Here is a 15,331-nt window from a genome sequence, read left to right as displayed (position 1 = left end):
CACCCTAGTGCTCTTCCGGCAGCCCCCGCGCATGGAGCGCCTCGCCTGTCCGCTGCGCGAATGACACCGCGTTGACGACGGCAGGGGTCAGCAGCAGAGCCAGGTTGCGTTCCTTCCCACGGGCGCGGGCTGCGGCGCGGGCGTCCTCGATGGACCCGGCCAGGAACGGGATGGAGCGCAGCATCAGCGCCACCATGAGGGCCACTGCATCGGGGTTGATCCGCACGTACCGCAGGACCCCGAGGCCGCGGGTGAGGGCGTCGAGCAGGTCCGCCGTCGAGGTGGTCAGGGTGAGCATCCGCGCCGCGAGCACGCCCAGCAGCATGTTGCCCGGCGTCACGAACGCGGGCTCCCAGCGCAACCCCACGAGCTGGTACGCAGCGAGCAGCGCGAGGAAGAACCAGATGTACCAGCCGAAGCCGAATATCTTGCGGAGCCCGAGCCCGGCCGTCAGCAGGGCGGCCAGCACCAGTACGACGCCGGCGGCGGTGGCCCACCACTGGAAGATGAAGATGGGCGGCACCGCCAACGCCAGCAGGAGGAGGTACTTCGTCCCCACGCGTGCCCTGAAGAGCCACCCGTCGCCGGGCTCGAAGATGCCCAGCACACTGGTGTGGGCGTTCACGCCCCCACCCTGTCCGCCATGATGCGCGTGTAGAAGTCGACCGTTTCGCCCGGCTCGCCGTCGGCGACGATGCGGCCACCGTCGACGACGATGACCCGCTCGGCGTCCAGTGCGACGTCGAGGTCGTGGGTGGAGAAGACGATCTGCTGGTCCAGCTCGGCGAAGACGCGGCGGAGCATCAGCTTGTTGCGCAGGTCCAGCAGCGTGGTGGGTTCGTCGGCCACGAGGATGGCGGGCTCGACGGCCAGCACGCTGGTGAGCGCCACGAGTTGACGCTCACCGCCGCTGAGGTCGTAGATCGACTGGTGCGCGACGTGCCCGATGCCGCGCTCCTCAAGGAGGGCGTGGGCCTGGGCGGTGCGTTCGGCGCGGTTGCTGATCAGGCTGCGCAGGCTGAGTTCGACGTCCTCCACGGGCGTCGACATCAGCAGTTGCGCCAGGGGGTCCGTGAAGATGAAGCCCACCTTCTGCCGCACCGCCTTGCCGTCGCGGTCTGCGTCGAGGCCGTCCACGAGCACCTGGCCCGAGGTGACGGTGCGCAGGCCGTTGAGCAGTCGGAGCAGCGTCGACTTTCCGGAGCCGTTGGCGCCGATGACGGCGACGCGCCGCTCGGCGAGGTCCAGTGTGACCCCCGCGAGCAATACCCGGTCCGGGTCGCCCTGCCGGGAGGCGGGGACGACCACGCGGGCGTCGCGGAGCTGGATCATCGGCCGAGCAGCCTCGGGAAGGCCTTGTGCACCGCGACGGCGATCAGCACGGCGAAGAGGCTCTTGGCTGCGTCCCAGATCCAGAATGGCATGTCGATGGTGACCATGGCGTCGAAGAAGGGCTTGTCGAGGTAGGCCGAGAGCCAGCCCACGCCGATCGGGAGGATCACGAGGTACCGCGCGGCGAGGCACCCGACGAAGAACCACACGGGCGTCATGGGCGACAGACCCTTGTGCAGCGCCCACTTCGCGACGAACCCGATGAGGACCGCGGCGACCACGAAGGAGATGAGGTAGCCGCCCGTGGCGCCGAGGAACGCGGAGAGGCCCGCCTTGCCTCCCGCGAACACGGGGAGCCCGGCCACGCCGACCACGATGTACAGCACGACGGCTGCCGAGCTGCGCCAAGGGCCGAGGACGAGCGCCGTCAGGGCGACGCCGAGGGTCTGCAGCGTGAAGGGCACCGGCCCGAGGGACACGGTGATCTGGGACAGCGCCGAGAGCAAGGCGGCGAACACGGCGATGTACGCGAGGTCGGCGGGCGCGAAGGCCTTGGTGCGTGGCGCCTCGACAGCGGTGCTGGTGGACATCGGTCACTCCTAGGGTGATGAGTGAGCACAATTTAAGCACCTTGTTTGAACACTGTTCAACTCGGGGCGTGTCTCAGGTGTCGATGACTTCGCCGGTGGTGAGGTTGATCGCCTCTCCCCCCGTGTCGGCGACGGCGGCCTTGACGGAGGCGGCCAGCCGCGGGCCGAAACCGGGCACCTGCGCGATCTCCTCCACGCTGGCCTGGCGCAGCTTCCGCATGGAACCGAAGTACTTCAACAGCGCCTTCCTGCGCAGCTCACCCAGCCCAGGGACGCCGTCGAGCACCGACTCCACCACCGTCTTCGCCCGCCTGGACCGATGATGCGTGATCGCGAAACGGTGCGCCTCGTCCCGCAACCGCTGCAGCAGGTACAGCCCCTCGGAGGCCCGCGGCAGGATCAGCGGGTACTCCTCGCCGGGGATCCACACCTCCTCGAGCCGTTTGGCCAGGCCGCAGAGCGCGATCTCGCCGTCGAAGCCGAACTCCTTCAGCACCGCCGCCGCGGCGTTCACCTGCGGCAGACCGCCGTCGACGACGATCAGCGCCGGCGCGTAGGAGAAGCGGGCCGCCTCCCCCGTCGTGGCGTCCACCTTGACGTCGGACTGGCGTTCGTCCGACAGCCTCCGGAGGCGCCGGCTGAGCACCTCGGTCATGGCGGCGATGTCGTTGGACCCCTCGAAGCTCTTGATGATGAAACGGCGGTACTCGCTCTTGCGCGGGATCCCGTCCTCGAACACCACCATGGAGCCGACGGTCTCGGTGCCCATGGTGTGCGAGATGTCGTAGCACTCGATCCGCAGCGGCGGTTCCTCCAGGCCGAGCGCCTCGGAGATCTCGTCCAGCGCCTGCGAACGGGCCGTGAGGTCCGTGGATCGGCGCAGCTTCGCCTGGTCGAGCGCCATGTCGGCGTTGCGGACGACGGTGTCGAGCAGCGCCCGCTTCTCACCCCTCAGTGGCACCCGGATGTCCACCTTGCCTCCGCGGCGCTTCGACAGGTGCGCGATGAGCGTGTCCTCCGCCTCCACGGAGCTGAGGATGTACGGCGGGATCTCCAGGTCGTCGGTGTACAACTGCTCGAGGAAGGCTTCGAGCAGTTCCGTCAGCGAACGGTCGTCGGCCCGGTCGGCGATCCAGCCTCGTTCGCCCCGGATGCGCCCGTCGACGATGTGGAACACCTGGACGGCCACCTGGTGGCCGTTGTCCGAGAGGCCCACGATGTCGGCGCGCAGGCCGTCGCTGAGCACCACAGAGTTCTTCTCCTGCACCTTGCGCAGGGCGGTCAGCGAGTCCCGGAGGACGGCCGCGCGCTCGAAGTTCAGCTCCGCCGAGGCGTCGTACATCGCGCGCTCGATGCGGCCGATGATCCCGCCGGTGTTGCCGCCCATGAAGGAGCAGAAGTCTTCGGCGATCGCACGGTGCTCCTCCGGGCTCACCTGTCCGACGCAGGGGGCGCTGCACTTGCCGATGTCGCCGAGGAGGCACGGCCTGCCGGCGGACCTGGCCCTGTTGAACACGCCCTGCGTGCAGGACCGCATGGGGAACACCCGCAGCAGCAGGTCGACGGTTTCGCGGATGGCCCACGCCTGCCCGAACGGGCCGAAGTACCGCACCCCGCGCTTCTTGGCGCCGCGCCCGACGAACACGCGCGGGAACTCCTCGTTCATGGTGACGGCCAGCCAGGGGTAGGACTTGTCGTCGCGGTACTTGACGTTGAACCGCGGGTCGAACTGCTGGATCCAGGTGTACTCGAGCTGGAGTGCCTCCAACTCGTTGGCCACCACCGTCCACTCCACCTTCGCTGCGGTGCGCACCATCGTCTGGGTGCGGAAGTGCAGGGCGGCTGGGTCCGCGAAGTACGAGTTGAGCCGCTGGCGCAGATTCTTCGCCTTGCCGACGTACAGAACATGGCCGAACGCGTCGAAGAACCGGTAAACCCCGGGATCTGTCGGGATGCTGCCCGGACGGGGGCGGTAGCTCGCGGGATCGGCCATGTCTGCAGCCTACTCAGCCGCGGAATGCGGGCTTATCCTTGAGCCATGACCACGAGTCACCGAGAGACTTCCTTGTCGGCCCGCGAGGAACTCGTCCTGCAGATGCGCGCCTGGCGCAAGCGCCGCCGCATCGCCTTCGTCGTGCAGGTGGTCACCATCATCGCGGCGCTGGCGTTGGCGGCACCCGCCGCGGCGCTGTTGCTCGGCCAGTTCACCGGCATGCGCGACGACTACGTGCCCCAACGACACGTGCCAGGCACGGACGGGTCCATCTCGATCACCTCGGCGGACTCCTACGTGCTGATCCGCCACGAGGCCGAACTGCCCCCCTGCACGATCACGGACGCGGAGGGCTACGAACTCCTGCAGGAGCCGTGGCGCTACGCGTCGGACCCGCCCACCGTCGGTACCTCGTTCTACGCCGAGCCGGGCCGCTACCAGGTCGCCTGCGAGGGCGGCCAGGACGGCGTGGTGGCCCTGAACCGCGACCAGTACATCAACTCGCTGCGGGGTCCGTGGGACCCCCGGAAGCCAGCCCTGCCGCTGTTCGGCGCGGCGCTGTTCATCTACTTCGCCGGTAGATGGTCCGCCGGGCGCATCGCGCCGGAGTCGCTGCGCCCGCTCTATCCCGCCTGATCCGGGCGGTCCCGCCGGGGTGCCGCGGGACTTCCGCTCACAGCAGCTTCTTCAGGAACTCGCCGGTGGCTGAGCCCGCCGTCGCCGCGACCTCCTCGGGAGTGCCGGTCGCGATGACGGTGCCACCGCGCGTCCCTCCGTCTGGCCCCATGTCGATCACCCAGTCCGTGCTCTTGATCACGTCGAGGTTGTGTTCGATGGTCACGACGGTGTTGCCCTGGTCGACGAGGCGCTGCAGCACGGCCAGCAGGCGGCGGATGTCCTCGAAGTGGAGACCGGTGGTCGGCTCGTCGAGGACGTAGAGAGTGCGGCCGGTGGAGCGCTTCTGCAACTCAGCCGCGAGCTTCACGCGCTGCGCCTCGCCGCCCGACAGGGTCGTGGCCGGCTGGCCCAGGCGGACGTAGCCGAGGCCCACCTCCTCCAGCGTCTTGAGGTACCGGGCGATGGACGAGATCGACTCGAAGAAGACGGCCGCCTCGCTGATGGGCATGTCGAGCACCTCGGCGATGGTCTTGCCCTTGTAGTGCACCTCGAGCGTCTCGCGGTTGTACCGGGCCCCGTGGCAGACCTCGCACGGCACGTAGACGTCCGGCAGGAAGTTCATCTCGATCTTGATGGTGCCGTCGCCCATGCAGTTTTCGCACCGGCCGCCCTTCACGTTGAAGGAGAAGCGGCCGGGCATGTAGCCGCGGACCTTCGCCTCCGGCGTCTTGGCGAACAGTGCCCGCACCTTGTCGAACACGCCGGTGTAGGTGGCCGGGTTCGACCGGGGGGTGCGTCCGATCGGCGACTGGTCCACCGAGATCACTTTGTCGAGGTGTTCGAGCCCCTCGAGCGACTTGTGCCGCCCGGGCACGGCCTTCGCGCCGTAGATGGCCTTGGCCGCGGCGGTGTACAGGATGGAGTTGACCAGCGACGACTTGCCCGAACCGGAGACCCCGGTCACGGCGATGAACTGGCCCAGGTTGAAGGTCACGTCGATGTTGCGCAGGTTGTGCTCGCGCGCCCCCTTGACGACGAGTTGCAGCCCGTTGCCCGGACGCCGCACGGCCGGTACCGGGATCTCGAGCCGGCCGGACAGGTAGGCGCCGGTCTTGGACTCGGGGTGGTTGAGCAGTTCCTCCACGGTGCCGCTGATGACGACCTCGCCGCCACCCTCGCCCGCCCCTGGGCCGATGTCGACCGCCCAGTCCGCGGCGCGGATGGTGTCCTCGTCGTGCTCGACGACGATCAGCGTGTTGCCGAGGTCGCGGAGCCGGTGCAGCGTCTCGATGAGGCGCAGGTTGTCGCGCTGGTGGAGGCCGATGCTCGGCTCGTCGAGCACGTACAGGACGCCCACGAGGCCGGACCCGATCTGGGTGGCGAGACGGATCCGCTGCGCCTCGCCGCCCGACAACGTGCCGGCGGCGCGCGAGAGCGAGAGGTAGTCGAGCCCCACGTCGAGCAGGAAGCGCAGCCGCAGGTTGATCTCCTTGATGAGCCGCTCCGCGATGGCAGCCTCCCGCTCCGACAGTTGCAGCGCGCCCAGGAACTCCGCGGCCTCACCGATCGACAGGTTGGCCAGCTGGGAGATGTTGCGCTCCGCCACGGTGACCGCGAGCGACGCGGCCTTGAGCCTGGCGCCCTCGCAGCGCGCGCAGTCGATCTCGCGCATGTAGCCGCCCCACCGGTCCCGCGCCGCGTCCGTCTCGGCCTCGTCGAACCGCCGCCGGATGAAGGGAATGACGCCCTCATACTTCTGAGAGAACGCCCGCACCCGGCCGAACCGGTTGCGGTACTTGACCACCACGTTGCCCTTGGCGCCGTGCAGCAGCAGCTTGCGGGTGGCGGCGGACAGGTCCTTCCAAGGAGTGGTCAACGAGAAGTCGTGCTCCTCCCCCAGCGACTCGAGGACGCGGGCGTAGTGCTGCTTGATCGTCGGCGTGGTCCAGGGCGCGATGGCGCCGTCCTCCACCGAGAGGTCGTCGTTGGGGATGATCAGCTCGGGGTCCGGGTCCAGCAGCGTGCCGAGGCCCGAGCACTCGGGGCAGGCCCCCCACGGGCCGTTGAACGAGAACTGCCGCGGCTCGAGTTCGTCGATGTTGACGTCGTGTTCGTTGGGGCAGCCCATCTTCTCCGAGAAGCGACGCTCGCGCTCAGGGTCCCCTTCGGGGCGGTCCACGAAGTCGATCGTGACCACGCCGCCGGCGAGGTTGAGGGCCGTCTCGATCGATTCGGTGATGCGCTGCTTGGCGTTGGGCCGCACCACCGCGCGGTCCACCACCACGTCGATGTCGTGCTTGTAGGTCTTGGCCACGGCTGGCAGTTCCGTGAGCGAATAGGTCTCGCCGTCGATGCGGACGCGGGCATACCCGTCGCCGATCAGTTGGCGGAACAGGTCCGCATGCTCGCCCTTGCGACCGCGCACCAGCGGAGCCAGGATCTGGAAGCGGGTGCCCTCCTCCTCGCCCATCATGCGGTCCACGATCTGCTGCGGGGTCTGCTTCCCGATGACGGCGCCACACACCTCGCAGTGCGGGACGCCGATGCGCGCGTAGAGCAGGCGCAGGTAGTCGTAGACCTCCGTGATGGTGCCCACCGTGGAGCGGGGGTTGCGCGACGTCGACTTCTGGTCGATCGACACCGCCGGCGAGAGCCCCTCGATGAAGTCGACATCCGGCTTGTCCATCTGGCCCAGGAACATGCGGGCATAGGCCGACAGCGACTCGACGTAGCGCCGCTGCCCCTCAGCGAAGATCGTGTCGAACGCCAACGACGATTTTCCCGATCCGCTGAGTCCGGTGAACACGATGAGTGAGTCGCGGGGCAGGTCGACGGAGACATTCTTGAGGTTGTGTACGCGTGCGCCACGCACAATGAGCCGATCATTCACGCCCGTAATGGTACGTCTTTGCTAGTTTGGGGCACATGCCGATGAACCGCCTGCCGTTCGGCGACGTGGTGAGCGCCGTGCGCGAGCACACGTCGCTGCTACTCGGGACGACCATCGGCTTCACCGACGAAGACTGGGCCGGCCCCACGAAGTTGAGCGGCTGGTCACGCAGCCACGTGGCCGCGCACCTCGCCGAGGGGGCCCGTGCGATGGTCCGGGTGATCGGCGAACTCCAGGAGGGCGTGCAGAGCGAGATGTACGGCTCACGCGGCGAAGACCACCAGGCCATCGAGCTGGGCGCCATCTCCGGCGGCCTCGCTCTGCAGATCGACCTCGACACCAGCGCCAGCGAACTCCAGGAACTCCTCCCGGAACTGGAGGGCGACCAGCGGGAGATCAGGCTCCGCGACGGCCACCACATCCCCGCCCGCCACGTCCCGCTCGCCCGGCTCAGCGAGGTGGTGCTCCACCATCTCGACCTCGACGCGCACTTCACGCCAGCCGTGCTGGCCCCCGACGTCGCGCTCGCGCTGCTGGCCTTCCAGGTGGAGCGCATCGGGCACCGCGACGATTACCCTCCGCTGCGCCTCGTGGCGGATGAGGGCTACGAGGGCACCGTGGGCCGCACGGTAGAACCGGCCACCTTCCACGGGCCGGCCGCAGACCTCCTCGCCTGGCTGATGCGTGGCGTGGAGTCGAGCCGGATCTACCGCGCCGACGACTAGCTGCTGCTCACGCAGCGCTGAGTTGTGTCTGATGGGGGCTCGCAGAACTGACGCGCTGTCTGTCAGACGCCGCGACTACGCTGTGAGTCATGCGTCCCATCGAAGAACTGCAGCGCCAGGTGGCCCCGTTGGAGGTCGTCTCGGAGTTCTCGCCGTCCGGTGACCAGCCCAGGGCCATCGCAGACCTCGAGCAGCGGATCAACGCCGGCCAGCAGGACGTCGTGCTGCTGGGCGCCACCGGTACCGGCAAAACGGCGACGGTGGCGTGGCTGGCGGAGCGCCTCCAGCGCCCCATCCTCGTGATGCAGCCCAACAAGACCCTGGCCGCGCAGTTCGCCAACGAGCTGCGCGACCTGATGCCCAACAACGCCATCGAATACTTCGTCTCCTACTACGACTACTACCAGCCCGAGGCATACCTGCCCCAGACGGACACCTACATCGAGAAGGACTCCTCGCTCAACGAGGAGGTCGAGCGGATGCGGCACGCCGCCACGTCGTCGCTCCTCACCCGCAGGGACTGCATCGTCGTGGCCACCGTGTCGGCCATCTACGGCCTGGGCACGCCGGAGGAGTACCTGAAGCAGCGGGTCACGCTGCGCGTCGGCGACGAGTACGAACGCGACACCCTCCTGCGCCATCTGGTGGACATCCAGTACGCCCGCAACGACATCGGCGGCGGACGCGGCACCTTCCGGGTGAAGGGCGACACCCTCGAGGTGTTCCCCATGTACGAGGAGAACGCGCTGCGCGTGGAGTTCTTCGGCGACGAGGTGGAGCGCATCGTCACCATGCACCCGTTGACGGGCAACGTGATCCACGAGGAGAGCGAGGCCTACATCTTCCCCGCCACCCACTATTCGGCCGGCGCGGACCGCATGGAGCGCGCCATCGCTGGCATCGAGCGCGAGCTGGAGCTGCGGCTCGCCGAGTTCGAGGCGCAGGGCAAGTTGCTCGAGGCTCAGCGCCTGCGGATGCGCACGCACTACGACATCGAGATGATGCGCCAGATCGGCACCTGCTCCGGCATCGAGAACTACTCGCGCCACATCGACGGCCGCGCCCCCGGGTCCGCCCCGTCCTGCCTGCTGGACTACTTCCCCGAAGACTTCCTACTGGTGGTCGACGAGTCCCACGTCACCATCCCCCAGATCGGCGGCATGTACGAGGGCGACGCCTCCCGCAAGCGCACCCTCGTCGAGCACGGGTTCCGGTTGCCCAGCGCCATCGACAACCGGCCGCTGAAGTTCGACGAGTTCGTGGAGCGCATCGGGCAGTCCGTCTACCTCTCGGCCACGCCCGGCCCGTACGAGATGGAACGGGCCGACGGCGTGGTGGAGCAGATCATCCGCCCCACCGGTCTGGTGGATCCGGAGGTCATCCTCAAGCCCACGCGTGGGCAGATCGACGACCTCATGGGCGAGGTGAAGCTCCGCGTGGAGCGCAACGAGCGGGTGCTCGTCACCACGCTCACCAAGAAGATGGCCGAGGACCTCACCGACTACCTGATGGACCACGGCATCCGCACCCGCTACCTGCACTCCGACATCGACACCATCCGCCGCATCGAACTCCTGCGCGAGCTGCGCCTCGGCGAGTACGACGTGCTGGTGGGCATCAACCTGCTCCGCGAAGGTCTCGACCTCCCGGAGGTGTCGCTGGTGGCCATCCTGGACGCCGACAAGGAGGGCTTCCTACGCTCCGAGCGGTCCCTGATCCAGACCATCGGCCGTGCCGCCCGAAACGTCGCCGGCCAGGTGCACATGTACGCAGACAAGATCACGCCGTCGATGGAGGCCGCCATCGGCGAGACCAACCGTCGACGCGCCGTCCAGGTGGCGTACAACACCGAGCACGGCATAGACCCGCAACCGCTGCGCAAGCGCATCGGCGACGTCTCGGAGATGCTCGCTCGCGAGGACGCGGACACCACCGAACTGCTCGAGGAGGCGGCTTCCGGTGGCCGACGTAAGGGCCGCGGCCTGGATGCCACCGCCATGGCCCAGGAGGAACTCGCGAAGCTCATCGAGGACCTCACCGCCCAGATGCACCAGGCGGCGGCGGAGTTGCAGTTCGAGGTGGCCGCCCGCCACCGCGACGAGATCGTGGACCTGAAACGGGATCTGCGCGGCATGATCGAGGCCACGCGCTGAGCCTGCGCGGATTCCCCCGTTCCGCGCACCGCGGCACTGGTGCGCAGCTAGCCTGGATGCGTTGTCCAACCGTCGGCACGCGTGCCGGGAAGGGGCCCGACGTCGATGAAGACCACGGCGCTGCATGAACTCCATACCCAGTTGGGCGCCAAGCTCGTCGACTTCGCAGGCTGGGACATGCCCGTCCAGTTCGAGGGCGGCCTGAAGGAACACCATCACACCCGCGGGGCGGCGTCGTTGTTCGACGTGTCCCACATGGGGCAGGTGCTCATCCGCCCCCGCTCAGGCGACATGGCGGACGCGGCGGCAGCGCTGGAGACCCTCATCCCGGCGAGCGTCGCGGGGCTCGAGGAGGGCCGGCAGCGCTACGGCCTGCTCACCAACGATGCCGGCGGCGTGGTGGACGACCTGATGTTCGCGCACCACGGAGACCGGTTCTTCCTGGTCCTCAACGCGTCGCGCACCGACGCGGACCTGGCGCTGCTGCGGACGCTGGAGGACGTCACCGTCGAGCACCTGACGGACAGGTCGCTGCTGGCGCTGCAGGGGCCGAAGGCCGAGGAGACGCTCGCCACCCTGGTGCCCGAAGTCCCCGCCATGCGTTTCATGGACTCCCTCGTGCTGCCTGACCCGGGACGCGTGCGCGCCGAGCTGTGGATCTCGCGCTCCGGGTACACCGGTGAGGACGGCTTCGAGATCTCCCTCCCCAACGAGCAGGTGGAGGCCTTCGCCCGCGCGCTGTTGGCGCTGGACGACGTGGCCCCGGCCGGTCTGGCCGCCCGCGACTCCCTCCGCTTGGAGGCCGGCATGTGCCTCTACGGCCACGAGCTCGCGGAAGACATCACCCCGGTCGAGGCCGGCATCGCCTGGGCCATCCCGAAGGTCCGCCGCTCCGGTGGCTCCAGGGCCGGCGGCTTCCCCGGCGCGGAGGTCATCCTCCGGCAACTCGACGAGGGCGCCGCGCGCGAGCGCGTGGGCCTGCGCCCCGAGGGCAGGGCCGTGGCCCGCGAGGGTGCTCCCCTATTCGCCGACGAGCAGGGCACCGAACAGGTCGGCGTCATCACCTCGGGCGGCTTCGGCGCGACCGCCGGCGGCCCCGTCGCCATGGGCTTGGTGCCCACCGGCGCCACGGCCGGAGCAACCTTCTACACCCAGGTCCGGGGCAAGGCCCTGCCGCTGACCGTCACGGAACTACCGTTCGTCCCCCACCAGTACAAGCGCTAGAGGAGCACCATGATCAAGTTCACCGACGAACACGAGTGGGTCGACACCGAGTCGTTCGAAGTCGGGATCACCGACCACGCCGCCTCGGAACTCGGCGACATCGTCTTCATCGACCTGCCCGATGCCGGCACCACGGTCACCGCGGGTGAGGAGATCGTGGGCATCGACTCCGCCAAGGCCGTCTCCGGCATCAACGCCCCCTACGACGGTGAGATCACCGAGGTCAACGAGTCCCTGGCGGACTCCCCTGAATCGGTGACGCCCCACTCCGCGATGCAGACCTGGTTCATCAAGATCCGCCCGTCGGATCCCGCCGCGGCGGAATCGCTGATGGACGAGGACGCCTACCGCTCGATGATCGGCTAGGGACACCGATGACCACGTGGGACCGCCCGGACGTGCAGCCGGACGACTTCGCGACGCTGCGCCACATCGGCCCGAGCCGCATCGAGATGGCCTCAATGCTGGAGGCCGTGGGCGTCGGCTCTCTCGACGAACTCATCGAGCAGACCGTCCCCCGTGGTCTCCACCAGTCGCAGCCGCTGGGCTGGGAGCCCCTCACGGAGCACCAGGTCACGCAGAAGCTCCGCGACGTGGCCGCCAAGAACACCGTGCTGACTTCGCTCATCGGCCAGGGCTACTACGGCACGGTCACCCCGCCGGTCATCCAGCGCAACGTGTTCGAGAACCCCGCCTGGTACACGGCCTACACGCCGTACCAGCCGGAGATCTCGCAGGGCCGGCTGGAGGCGCTGCTGAACTTCCAGACGATGGTGGCGGACCTCACCGGGCTCCCCCTCGCCAACGCCAGCCTCCTCGACGAGCCCACCGCCGCCGCGGAGGCGATGGCCATGGCGAAACGCACCGCCAAAGCCACCTCGCACCGGTTCTTCGCCGCCGACGACCTCCACCCCCAGACGCTCGCCGTGCTGGCCACGCGCGCCGAGCCGCTCGGCATCGACCTCGTGGTCGGCCCCGTGGGCGACTTCGTCGCAGACGGGTTCTTCGGCGCCATCTTCGCGCACCCCGGCACCTACGGGCACGTCCGCGACCTCACGGACCAGTGTCACGCCGTCAAGGACAGCGGCGGCATCGCGGTCGTCGCCACGGACCTGCTCGCCCTGTGCCTGATCAAGGACCCCGGCTCGATGGGCGCCGACATCGCCATCGGCTCCTCGCAGCGCTTCGGTGTGCCGATGGGCTTCGGCGGGCCGCACGCGGCGTTCATGTCGTGTCGCGACGAGCTCAAGCGCGCCCTGCCCGGCCGTCTGGTCGGCGTCTCCAAGGACGCCCGGGGCAACCGCGCCTACCGGCTCGCGCTCCAGACCCGGGAGCAGCACATCCGCCGCGAGAAGGCCACGTCCAACGTCTGTACCGCCCAGGCCCTGTTGGCGGTGATGGCCTCGTTCTACGCCGTCTTCCACGGGCCCACGGGCCTGCGCTCCATCGCCCAGCGAACCCACCTCACTGCCGCCACGCTTGCCGCCGCCCTCCGCGACGGCGGCGCCGCCGTCGAACCCGAGGTCTTCTTCGACACCATCACCGTCGACGTCGGCGTGGGCCAGGCGGGGATCATCGCCGCCGCCGAGCACCGCGGGATCAACCTGCGCCGCATCGGCCGGCACCGCGTCGGCATCTCCGTCGACGAGACCACGGACCTGGACATCGTCGCCCGCGTGCTCGACGCGTTCGGGATCGACGAGCGCCCCGGGCTGACCGCCGTCCCCGCGCTGCCGGACGACCTGCTCCGCACCACCGACTACCTCACCCACCCGGTGTTCCACCTCAACCGGGCCGAGTCGGAGATGATGCGCTACATGCGCCGCCTGTCGGACCGCGACCTGGCGCTCGACCGCGCCATGATCCCGCTGGGCTCCTGCACCATGAAGCTCAACGCGGCCGTCGAGATGCGGCCCCTGAGCTGGCCCGGGTTCGCCGAACTGCACCCCTACGCCCCCGCCCACCAGACGCAGGGCTACGCCGAACTGATCGCCGACCTCGAGGCCAAGCTCTGCGAGATCACGGGCTACGACGCGTTCTCGATGCAGCCCAACTCCGGCGCGCAGGGCGAGTATGCGGGCCTGCTCACCATCGCGGCCTACCACCGGGCCAACGGCGACGACCGGGACGTGTGCCTCATCCCCACCTCGGCCCATGGCACCAACCCGGCTTCCGCCCAGATGGCCGGCATGAAGGTGACGGCGGTGAAGGCGACGGCCGACGGGGAGATCGACCTCGACGACTTCCGCGCCAAGGCCGCCGAAGCCGGCAGCAGACTCGCGGCGGTGATGATCACCTACCCGTCCACCCACGGCGTATTCGAGGAGACGGTGCGCCAGGTCTGCGACATCACCCACGAGCACGGCGGCCAGGTCTACATCGACGGCGCCAACCTCAACGCCATGGTGGGTCTGGTCAGGCCGGGCGAGATCGGCGGGGATGTCAGCCACCTCAATCTGCACAAGACCTTCGCCATCCCGCACGGCGGTGGGGGGCCCGGCATGGGGCCGATCGGCGTGCAGCGCCACCTGGCACCGTTCCTCCCCTCCGATCCGCAGGCGGGCGCCCCCGGTGCCGTCTCCGGCGCCAATCACGGGTCCGCGTCGATCCTGCTGGTCTCATGGGCCTACGTGCTGCTCATGGGCGGCGCAGGCCTCACCCAGGCCACCAAGGTGGCCATCCTCTCGGCCAACTATCTCGCGAGCAGGCTCGCCGAGGCCTACCCCATCCTGTACACCGGCGCCCGCGGCCGCGTGGCCCATGAGTGCATCGTGGATCCGCGCGGCTGGACGAAGTCCGGCGTGACGGTCGACGACATCGCCAAGCGGCTCATCGACCACGGCTTCCATGCGCCCACCATGAGCTTCCCGGTGGCCGGCACGTTGATGATCGAGCCGACGGAATCGGAGCCCCTCGCTGAGCTGGACCGCTTCGTCACCGCCATGCTGGACATCGCCCGCGAGGCCCGGCAGGTGATCGACGGGGAGGTCAGCGCCGCCGAGTCGCCGCTCCGGCACGCCCCGCACACCGTCGAGGACCTCGTGGCCGACTGGGACCGCCCGTACACGCGGGAGCAGGGCTGCTTCCCGGCGGGCGCGTTCCGCGTCGACAAGTACTGGCCCGCGGTGGGACGCATCGACAACGCCTACGGCGACCGCAACCTCGTGTGCAGCTGCCCGCCCTGGGGCGAGGAGTAGGAGCGGCGCTCAGGTCGCAGAGTTGCTGAGTTTCTCCCACAACTGCTCGACCTGGCGGACGGTCGACGCCTGGTCACCGTCGTTGTCGATGACCTGGGTGGCTGCCGCGCGCCGCTCCACGCGGGAGGCCTGTGCCATGATCCGCTGGTAGGCCTCGTCGCGGCTCAGGTTGTTGCGGTGCATGAGGCGCAGTATCTGGGTGTTGACCGGCACGTCCACGACGACCACCTCGTCGAACAGGTCCTGCTGGCCGGTCTCCACCAGCAACGGGATCACGTGGACGACGACGGCGTCCGCAGGCGCCTTCTGCTCCATTTCCGCGCTCCTGGCGCGCACCAGCGGGTGGACGATGGCGTTGAGGTCCTCGCGCGCAGCGTCATCGGCGAAGATCAGCCGGCCGAGCCGTGGCCTGTCGAGCATCCCCTCAGGCGTCAGGATGTCCTCGCCGAACCGCTCGACGACGGCGGCCAGGCCCGGGGTGCCCGGCTGCACCACTTCCCGTGCGAGCAGATCCGAATCGATGATCACCGCGCCGCGGGCCTCGAGTTCGTCCGCGACGAAGGACTTCCCGGAGGCGATACCCCCTGTCAGGCCAACCCTTACCACCGC

General features: G+C 69.0%; 12 protein-coding genes. 6 read left to right on the top strand and 6 right to left on the bottom strand.

Translation table 11 applies throughout. The annotated features are described in order from the left end of the window. Positions 1–4: 4 nt before the first annotated feature. The 4 genes from C3E87_RS00980 to uvrC form a co-directional block, all read right to left on the bottom strand. Positions 5–625 (bottom strand): CbiQ family ECF transporter T component, encoded by a 621-nt coding sequence (locus tag C3E87_RS00980; protein WP_076058353.1) that lies wholly within the window; start codon positions 623–625, stop codon positions 5–7. Then, entirely contained in the window at positions 622–1,332 is a 711-nt protein-coding gene (locus C3E87_RS00975; RefSeq protein ID WP_076058351.1) for an energy-coupling factor ABC transporter ATP-binding protein, read from the bottom strand. The genes C3E87_RS00980 and C3E87_RS00975 overlap by 4 nt, the downstream gene beginning before the upstream one ends. After that, entirely contained in the window at positions 1,329–1,922 is a 594-nt protein-coding gene (locus C3E87_RS00970; protein ID WP_076058348.1) for a biotin transporter BioY, read from the bottom strand. The genes C3E87_RS00975 and C3E87_RS00970 overlap by 4 nt, the downstream gene beginning before the upstream one ends. A 73-nt stretch (positions 1,923–1,995) precedes the next feature. Beyond that, on the bottom strand, positions 1,996–3,915 hold the full coding sequence (gene uvrC, locus C3E87_RS00965; protein ID WP_076058346.1) for an excinuclease ABC subunit UvrC: 1,920 nt from the start codon (positions 3,913–3,915) through the stop codon (positions 1,996–1,998). A gap of 45 nt (positions 3,916–3,960) precedes the next feature. Between uvrC and C3E87_RS00960 the strand changes: the two genes are divergently transcribed. Next, a complete protein-coding gene (locus C3E87_RS00960) occupies positions 3,961–4,551 on the top strand; it encodes a hypothetical protein (protein ID WP_143570835.1) in 591 nt (196 codons plus the stop codon). 37 nt (positions 4,552–4,588) lie between these two features. Here C3E87_RS00960 and uvrA read toward each other — a convergent pair whose 3' ends face one another. Beyond that, on the bottom strand, positions 4,589–7,432 hold the full coding sequence (uvrA, locus tag C3E87_RS00955; protein ID WP_083665300.1) for an excinuclease ABC subunit UvrA: 2,844 nt from the start codon (positions 7,430–7,432) through the stop codon (positions 4,589–4,591). A gap of 26 nt (positions 7,433–7,458) precedes the next feature. Between uvrA and C3E87_RS00950 the strand changes: the two genes are divergently transcribed. The 5 genes from C3E87_RS00950 (at position 7,459) to gcvP (ending at position 14,722) form a co-directional block, all read left to right on the top strand. Continuing rightward, a complete protein-coding gene (locus C3E87_RS00950; protein ID WP_076058341.1) occupies positions 7,459–8,148 on the top strand; it encodes a maleylpyruvate isomerase family mycothiol-dependent enzyme in 690 nt (229 codons plus the stop codon). A gap of 89 nt (positions 8,149–8,237) precedes the next feature. After that, the gene (gene uvrB / locus C3E87_RS00945; RefSeq protein ID WP_076058338.1) at positions 8,238–10,301 is read left to right on the top strand and encodes an excinuclease ABC subunit UvrB; all 2,064 of its coding nucleotides are present in this window, start codon (positions 8,238–8,240) and stop codon (positions 10,299–10,301) included. 105 nt (positions 10,302–10,406) lie between these two features. Beyond that, entirely contained in the window at positions 10,407–11,525 is a 1,119-nt protein-coding gene (gene gcvT, locus C3E87_RS00940; RefSeq protein ID WP_076058336.1) for a glycine cleavage system aminomethyltransferase GcvT, read from the top strand. 9 nt (positions 11,526–11,534) lie between these two features. Further along, positions 11,535–11,891 carry a glycine cleavage system protein GcvH gene (gcvH, locus tag C3E87_RS00935; protein WP_198928171.1) on the top strand — a complete coding sequence of 119 codons (357 nt, stop codon included), beginning with the start codon at positions 11,535–11,537 and terminating at the stop codon, positions 11,889–11,891. An 8-nt stretch (positions 11,892–11,899) separates the two neighbouring features. Further along, positions 11,900–14,722 (top strand): aminomethyl-transferring glycine dehydrogenase, encoded by a 2,823-nt coding sequence (gene gcvP / locus C3E87_RS00930; RefSeq protein ID WP_076058333.1) that lies wholly within the window; start codon positions 11,900–11,902, stop codon positions 14,720–14,722. Positions 14,723–14,731: 9 nt separating this feature from the next. On the opposite strand, the gene coaE is transcribed toward gcvP, so the two are convergent. After that, positions 14,732–15,328 (bottom strand): dephospho-CoA kinase, encoded by a 597-nt coding sequence (coaE, locus tag C3E87_RS00925; protein WP_076058331.1) that lies wholly within the window; start codon positions 15,326–15,328, stop codon positions 14,732–14,734. Between the last annotated feature and the right edge of the window lie 3 nt (positions 15,329–15,331).

The organism is Tessaracoccus sp. ZS01, assembly GCF_022342445.1.
GTDB lineage: Bacteria > Actinomycetota > Actinomycetes > Propionibacteriales > Propionibacteriaceae > Arachnia.
This window is presented reverse-complemented; position numbering and strand designations above follow the sequence as displayed.

What these genes read in the sequence shown, in the direction of transcription:
- C3E87_RS00975 (WP_076058351.1), bottom strand. Translation starts at nt 1,332, where the DNA reads ATGATCCAGCTCCGCGACGCCCGCGTGGTCGTCCCCGCCTCCCGGCAG.
- C3E87_RS00970 (WP_076058348.1), bottom strand. Translation starts at nt 1,922, where the DNA reads ATGTCCACCAGCACCGCTGTCGAGGCGCCACGCACCAAGGCCTTCGCG.
- uvrC (WP_076058346.1), bottom strand. Translation starts at nt 3,915, where the DNA reads ATGGCCGATCCCGCGAGCTACCGCCCCCGTCCGGGCAGCATCCCGACA.
- C3E87_RS00960 (WP_143570835.1), top strand. Translation starts at nt 3,961, where the DNA reads ATGACCACGAGTCACCGAGAGACTTCCTTGTCGGCCCGCGAGGAACTC.
- C3E87_RS00950 (WP_076058341.1), top strand. Translation starts at nt 7,459, where the DNA reads ATGCCGATGAACCGCCTGCCGTTCGGCGACGTGGTGAGCGCCGTGCGC.
- uvrB (WP_076058338.1), top strand. Translation starts at nt 8,238, where the DNA reads ATGCGTCCCATCGAAGAACTGCAGCGCCAGGTGGCCCCGTTGGAGGTC.
- gcvT (WP_076058336.1), top strand. Translation starts at nt 10,407, where the DNA reads ATGAAGACCACGGCGCTGCATGAACTCCATACCCAGTTGGGCGCCAAG.
- gcvH (WP_198928171.1), top strand. Translation starts at nt 11,535, where the DNA reads ATGATCAAGTTCACCGACGAACACGAGTGGGTCGACACCGAGTCGTTC.
- gcvP (WP_076058333.1), top strand. Translation starts at nt 11,900, where the DNA reads ATGACCACGTGGGACCGCCCGGACGTGCAGCCGGACGACTTCGCGACG.